We start from the raw sequence: 6,228 nt of genomic DNA, 5'->3' as shown, positions 1-6,228 counted from the left end.
GTCTTTGCCCGTGTCGCCCGGGCCGGCGCGCTGGCGATCTGGCCGCGCGAGTTCATTCTGGCCGCGCGCGCCGCCGGCAAGAGCAGCACGCAGATCACAATCGAACATGTGCTGCCCAACATCGCCACGCTGCTCCTGGTGCAAGGCACCATCCAGTTCGCGCTGGGCATCCTAGCCGAGGCCGGGCTTTCCTATCTCGGCCTTGGCGCGCAACCGCCAATGCCGAGCTGGGGCCGCATGCTGTTCGACGCGCAGACCCGCATGGTGGTGGCGCCATGGATGGCGATCTTTCCGGGCATGGCGATCGTTGTCGCCGTGCTGGGGCTGAACCTCCTGGGCGACGGCATCGCCGACATCCTCGATCCGAAATCGCGGCGGCAGCGATGAGCCTGCTCGACATCGAGAACCTGTCGCTGACCATCGGTGACACGCAGATCCTTAAAGGAATGGAGCTTTCCGTCGCGCCCGGCGAGGTGATGGGTTTGGTCGGCGAATCCGGCTCGGGCAAGTCGATGACCGCGCTGACGGTGATGCAGCTTCTGCCCCATGCCGCGCGCGCCACCGGACGCGTCACATTCGACGGCATCGACATCCTCGCGGCAACCGAGGATCAGATGTGCGCGCTGCGCGGCGACGACATCGGCATGGTCTTCCAGGAGCCGATGACGGCGCTCAATCCGGTCAAGACCATCGGCGAACAGGTTGCCGAAGGCATACGCTGGCACACCAAGGCCAGCCGCGCCGAGGCCGAAGACCGGGCGCGAAAAATGCTCGACCGCGTCGGCCTCCCCGAAGCGAAATTCCCAATGTCGCGCTATCCGCATGAACTGTCCGGTGGCCAGCGCCAGCGCGTCGTCATCGCCATCGCCTGCGCGCTGAAGCCGAAGCTGCTGGTCGCCGACGAGCCGACGACGGCGCTCGACGTGGTGCTGCAGGCGCAGATCCTCGACCTCTTGCGCGACCTCGTCGCCGAGAGCCGCATGGGCCTGCTCCTGATCTCGCACGACCTCGCCGTGGTGACCGAGATGGCGGACCGCATCACTATCCTGCGCCGCGGCGAGGTTATGGAAGCCGGCGACACTGCGCGCACGCTGTCCGAACAGTTCCATCCCTACACGCGCCAGCTGGCGCAGGCCTCGATGCATGTGCCGGCGCGCGCCAGGCCGCATGGCATCGAGACGAGCCGACCTTTGCTTCAGGTCGAAAGCGTGACACGCGACTATCCCGGACGGCGCACCTCATTGTTCAAACGCGCGCCTGGCATCCGCGCCGTCGACGATGTCTCGCTGTCGATGGCGCCGGGTCAGTCAGTGGCGCTGGTCGGCAGATCCGGCTGCGGCAAGTCAACGCTCGCCCGCATGATCCTGGCGCTGGATCGGCCGACATCGGGCTCGATCCGGTTTCGCGGCGAGACCATCACCGGCAAAAGCGAAGCCGAGCTGAAGCCGGCTCGCCGTGACATGCAGGTCGTTTTCCAGGATCCCTACGGATCCTTCGACCCGCGTCAGAAGGTCGAAAAACTAGTCGCCGAACCCCTGCATGTGCTGGAGAAGCAGCCGACACGCACCGAGCGCCGCGAAATGGTGGCGCATGCGCTGCACGAAGTCGGCCTCGGCATCAGCGACATGGACAAATACCCGCATGAATTTTCCGGCGGCCAGCGCCAGCGCCTGTCGATCGCCCGCGCCATCATCACCCGCCCCAAGCTGGTCGTCGCCGACGAACCGGTTTCGGCGCTCGACGTCTCGATCCGCGCCCAAATCCTCGATTTGTTCGCCGAGCTCAACCAGAAGCTCGGCATCGCCTATCTCTTCATCACCCATGATTTGACCGTCGCCCGCGCCATCACGGACGAGGTGCTGGTCATGCATGACGGCAAGATCGTCGAGCGCGGCAAGACGAACGCGGTGCTCGACCACCCGCAGTCCGAGGCTGCCAAGGCGCTTGTCACCGCCGCTCCTGACTTGCACCGGGCAATCGCGAAGCGGCTGCGAGAGCAAGGCTGATCAGGAGAGAAGGCGTCCAATCACTCCTGCGGCTTCACCACATCGACCGGGCTGATGTCGAGCAGGTCGAGCGTGCGGCGCAGAAGGCGCATCTCGCTCTCGGCAAGTTGCGAATCCGCCTTGGCGATCTCCGCCATATGTTTGGCCAATTGCCGGCGCCGCTCGACATCGAGGTCGCGGAACAGTGCAATCGCCTGCGAGCCGTTGGTCTCGTAGCCGAACTCGTTGAGATATTCGATGACGCTGTCGATACTGCTTTCCGCAATGCCGAAGGCGTCCTTGCAGATGCGCCGGAAGACAACCATCTCGCTCTCGCTGACAGACCCGTCGGCCAGGATCATGCGAAACAACATCAGCAGTTCCGCCGACAGGACCGGATCGTCCGCCACCTTGCGCACACCCGGGTCGCCGTCGAATATCTGACGTATCTGGTCCAGCAATGCGAATGCCATCAGGAGCCTCTTTCCGGGTTAACCACACAAATACAAATCCAAGCGCGATGCGCTTGGATAGAGGTAGCGCGGAATCGACCTTGCGCAAACAGGGCGGCCGTGGTCGAACGCCCGATATTTCAGCCGGCCGGACACCGCCATACATCAGATGATCGACCTTAGCATCCAGACCGTCGCCATGCTCGCCTTCGCCGCCTTTGCCGCGGGCTTTGTCGATTCGATCGCCGGCGGCGGCGGGCTGATCACCGTGCCGGCGCTGCTGCTTGCCGGCTTCACGCCGGTCCAGGCGCTCGCCACCAACAAACTGCAAGGCATGTTCGGCTCGGGCTCGGCGACCATCCACTACGCATCGAAGGGTCATGTGGACCTCCGCCGGCAATTGCCGTCGGCGCTTCTGGCCCTTGTCGGAAGCGCCATCGGCGCCTTGCTGGCGACGATCGTGCCGGGTGACATTCTGCGGGCTGCCCTGCCCATCGTGCTGATCGCCATCGCGCTCTACTTCGCGTTTAAGCCCAACATGAACGACATCGATCGCGCCGAGCGGCTGTCGCCCTTCCTATTCGGACTGATCCTTGTGCCCGCGATCGGCTTCTACGATGGCCTGTTTGGACCGGGCGCAGGCTCCTTCTACATGCTGGCCTTCGTGGCGCTTGCCGGCTATGGCGTGCTCAAGGCGACGGCGCATACCAAGCTGCTCAACTTCGCCTCCAACATCGGCGGCTTCATCGTCTTCGCGGCCTTCGGCGTCGTCTACTGGAAGATTGGCCTGATGATGGGCGTTGCCCAGTTCATCGGCGCCCGCGTCGGCGCCAGCCTGGCCATGCGCATCGGCGCGAAACTGATCAAGCCGCTGCTGGTGATCGTGTGCCTGGCGCTTGCTGTGAAGCTGCTGGCCGACCCGGCGAACCCGCTGCGCGCCCTGATTGGTGTGTGATCACGCGCCCTGATAGAATGCCGCTGTTCGAATCATGTAGGAGGAGCCACACATGAATCTTAGCGCACCTACGCAGATCGTTTTTATCATTTCCGTTGTTATCGCCATCATCGGCGCACTCGCCGCGCTTGGCGTTCTTGCGTTCATTCCACTCGCATCGGTGTGGATTGTTCTTATTGCTTTCATCGTGCTTGCCGGCGGCTGCTTGATGCGCGGCGCCTGACCATTTCCCTTGAAGTGGGGACGAGGAGCGCCCGGCCAAAAGCCGGGCGCTTTTGATTCCGGCCCCGGGTCTGCTAGATTTGACTTGGCGCAAGGATGGCCGATGCCAGTCGAGATGCAACCCCAGCAAGAGCAGGACCGGTCCGTCGCCGGGCGGTTCGAGATGCGCCGGCGCCTGCCGGATCCTCGACTTCAGGGCATTGTGTCGGACATTTGCGGCTATCGCGAAATGACGCCCGGCCATATGCGCAACGTCGAATACGCGTCCCTCACCGTACCGCTGGTCATCAGCTTCGCCGAACCCTTCGCCATCGGCCTCGGCAAGGCGCCCGGCGACAATGACCGCTTCGCCAGTTTCGCCGCCGGCCTCTTTGCCGGACCGGTGCTGATCGAATCATTCGGCGGCGCCTGCTGCGTCCAGGTCAACTTCACGCCGCTTGGCGCACGCCGTTTCTTCCGCCTGCCGATGAGCGAACTGGCCGACAGCATGGTCGTCCTCGACGACGTGCTTGGCGCGCAAGGCTTGGCGCTGCGTGAAAAGCTTGGCAACGCGCCGGACTGGACGGCGCGTTTCGACATGGCCGAAGCCTTCGTCACCGCCCGTCTCGAGAATGCCGCCGAGACGCCGCTTGAAATCGCCTGGGCCTATGACCGCATCATCGCATCCGGCGGCCGGACCCGCATTGGATCAATCGCCGAAAGGCTGGGCTGGAGCCGCAAGCATCTCGCCGGCAGTTTTTCCAACGCCATCGGCATCGGCCCCAAGACGCTGTCGCGCATTGTCCGCTTCAACCGCGCGCTCGGCCTGTCGAGACAACAGACCGTCGACTGGGCCGGCATCGCCGCCGATTGCGGCTATGCCGACCAGGCGCATCTGGTGCGCGAGTTTCGCGACCTCGCCGGCGAAACGCCGACCGCGCTCTCTGTCAGGTAACATTTCTTCAAGACGCCGGAACGGTCTTTGAGCAGGGTGGGTTATCGACCAACCCAAATGAAGGAGGTTCCCATGCCAACCACCACTGAAGCGCCCCGCCTCTACCCCGCTTTGCGCTACAAGAACGCGGCAAGAATGATCGATTGGCTGGGCGAGGCTTTCGGCTTCAGCGTCCGTGCCCGCTATGGCGAAGGCGATGTCGTGCACCATGCCGAACTGGTCTTCGGCTCCTCGATGATCATGCTGGGCACGGTGCGCGACGACGACTACGGCAAGATGGTCGGCGAACCCGGCTCAGGCGGCGGCAAGTCGATCTACATTGCCGTCTACGATGCCGATGCCGCCTATGCCAAGGCCAGGAACGCCGGCGCCACGATCATCCAGGAATTAACCAACCGCGACTATGGCAGCCGCGAGTTCATCTGCCGCGACCCGGAAGGCAACGTCTGGTCCTTCGGCACCTACTGGCCGAAGGCGGGCGAAAAGGCCTGAGCCAACCTCGGGCGCTCTGCGAATTACCGAGCCAGCGCAAAGATCGCGTCGCAGTCGAGATGGGTCTCCAGCTCGGCTGCGACCTCGTCCAGCGCCCGCTCGACCTCGGCCCGGTAGTCGATGCCGCCGCCTTTGATGCCGAGGCTTTCGAGGAATCTCCCGCGAAAGCCGTCGGCGCCAAACAGGCCGTGCATATAGGTGCCGATCACCTTGCCGTCGGCCGACACCGCCCCGTCCTCGACACCATTGATGACAGCGGAAGGCCGCAGCGTATCCGGTCCGATGGTGCGGCCGAGGTGGATTTCGTAGCCTTCGAGCGGCAAGTCGAACGGCACCGAACGGGCGCTGACGTTGCGCACCGTCTTTTCCGGTTCCATCACCGTTTCGACGTCGAGGAGGCCGAGCCCTTCGGCTTCGATGACGCTGCCTTCGATGCCGTCAGGGTCGCGCACTGTGCGGCCGAGCATCTGGAAGCCGCCGCAGATACCAACGACATGGCCGCCGCGCTTGCGATGGGCCAGCAAGTCGCGATCCCATCCGTTCTCGCGGAACTTCAGCAGATCGCCGATCGTCGACTTGGAGCCTGGAATGACCACCAGCCCGGCATCGGCAGGCAATGGCTTTCCGGGCGGCACGAACACCACCTCGACCTGCGGTTCGGCCTTGAGCGGGTCGAGATCGTCGAAATTGGCGATGCGGCCAAGCACCGGCACGGCCACCTTCAGCGCGCGCGTTTCGCCAGACGCCAGCCGTTCCAGCACCACCGAATCTTCCGAAGGCAAGCGTGCCGCCGCCTTCAACCACGGAACGACGCCGAAACAGCGCCAGCCCGTGAATTTCTCGATCGACCTGATACCGTCGTCGAACAGCGAAACGTCGCCGCGAAACTTGTTGATGAGATAGCCGACGATCATCCGTCGGTCCTCTTCCGGCAGGATCAGATGCGTGCCGGCGACCGAGGCGATGACGCCGCCGCGATCGATGTCGCCGACCAGCACCACCGGCACGTCGGCGCGCGTGGCAAAGCCCATATTGGCGATGTCGCGGCTGCGAAGGTTGATCTCGGCCGGCGAGCCGGCGCCCTCGACGATGACCAGATCGGCGCCCTCGCCGATCTTGCCCCAGGAGTCCAGCACGGCGTCCATCAGCCGGCCCTTCATCGCCTGGTAGTCGCGCGCCCGCGCCTCG

At 64.2% G+C, this 6,228-nt stretch carries 8 protein-coding genes; 6 read left to right on the top strand and 2 right to left on the bottom strand.

The window, feature by feature from the left end; genetic code table 11:
- Together EN964_RS15570 and EN964_RS15565 are read left to right on the top strand one after the other, a co-directional pair.
- Positions 1-387: ABC transporter permease (locus EN964_RS15570; RefSeq protein ID WP_164775826.1), on the top strand; the 387-nt coding region annotated here is incomplete at its 5' end.
- Positions 384-2,006, top strand: a complete 1,623-nt coding sequence (locus EN964_RS15565) for an ABC transporter ATP-binding protein (RefSeq protein WP_127271448.1) — start codon at positions 384-386, stop codon at positions 2,004-2,006. The genes EN964_RS15570 and EN964_RS15565, both read left to right, overlap by 4 nt.
- Positions 2,007-2,026: 20 nt before the next feature.
- Here EN964_RS15565 and EN964_RS15560 read toward each other — a convergent pair whose 3' ends face one another.
- Positions 2,027-2,458, bottom strand: coding sequence for a TerB family tellurite resistance protein (locus tag EN964_RS15560; protein WP_127268808.1), 432 nt, complete (start codon positions 2,456-2,458; stop codon positions 2,027-2,029).
- Positions 2,459-2,606: 148 nt separating this feature from the next.
- Between EN964_RS15560 and EN964_RS15555 the strand changes: the two genes are divergently transcribed.
- From EN964_RS15555 to EN964_RS15540, 4 genes are all read left to right on the top strand, one after another.
- On the top strand, positions 2,607-3,392 hold the full coding sequence (locus EN964_RS15555; protein ID WP_127268807.1) for a TSUP family transporter: 786 nt from the start codon (positions 2,607-2,609) through the stop codon (positions 3,390-3,392).
- 52 nt (positions 3,393-3,444) lie between these two features.
- Positions 3,445-3,615: a hypothetical protein gene (locus tag EN964_RS15550; RefSeq protein WP_127268806.1), complete on the top strand. Its 171-nt coding sequence runs from the start codon at positions 3,445-3,447 to the stop codon at positions 3,613-3,615.
- A 102-nt stretch (positions 3,616-3,717) separates the two neighbouring features.
- On the top strand, positions 3,718-4,548 hold the full coding sequence (locus EN964_RS15545) for an AraC family transcriptional regulator (RefSeq protein ID WP_127268805.1): 831 nt from the start codon (positions 3,718-3,720) through the stop codon (positions 4,546-4,548).
- A 72-nt stretch (positions 4,549-4,620) separates the two neighbouring features.
- Complete coding sequence (locus EN964_RS15540) at positions 4,621-5,040, top strand: VOC family protein (protein WP_127268804.1); 420 nt, start codon at positions 4,621-4,623, stop codon at positions 5,038-5,040.
- A 23-nt stretch (positions 5,041-5,063) separates the two neighbouring features.
- Here the strand turns inward: EN964_RS15540 and EN964_RS15535 are convergent.
- A partial coding sequence (locus EN964_RS15535) for a cobyric acid synthase (RefSeq protein ID WP_245490657.1) occupies positions 5,064-6,228 on the bottom strand: 1,165 nt, incomplete at its 5' end.

The sequence above is a fragment of the Mesorhizobium sp. M7A.F.Ca.CA.001.10.2.1 genome, from assembly GCF_003998575.1.
Lineage (GTDB): Bacteria > Pseudomonadota > Alphaproteobacteria > Rhizobiales > Rhizobiaceae > Mesorhizobium.
The sequence above is the reverse complement of the archived record's forward strand: the minus strand, read 5'-3'. Positions and strand labels throughout refer to the sequence as shown.

What these genes read in the sequence shown, in the direction of transcription:
- EN964_RS15565 (WP_127271448.1), top strand. Translation starts at nt 384, where the DNA reads ATGAGCCTGCTCGACATCGAGAACCTGTCGCTGACCATCGGTGACACG.
- EN964_RS15550 (WP_127268806.1), top strand. Translation starts at nt 3,445, where the DNA reads ATGAATCTTAGCGCACCTACGCAGATCGTTTTTATCATTTCCGTTGTT.
- EN964_RS15540 (WP_127268804.1), top strand. Translation starts at nt 4,621, where the DNA reads ATGCCAACCACCACTGAAGCGCCCCGCCTCTACCCCGCTTTGCGCTAC.
- EN964_RS15560 (WP_127268808.1), bottom strand. Translation starts at nt 2,458, where the DNA reads ATGGCATTCGCATTGCTGGACCAGATACGTCAGATATTCGACGGCGAC.
- EN964_RS15545 (WP_127268805.1), top strand. Translation starts at nt 3,718, where the DNA reads ATGCCAGTCGAGATGCAACCCCAGCAAGAGCAGGACCGGTCCGTCGCC.
- EN964_RS15555 (WP_127268807.1), top strand. Translation starts at nt 2,607, where the DNA reads ATGATCGACCTTAGCATCCAGACCGTCGCCATGCTCGCCTTCGCCGCC.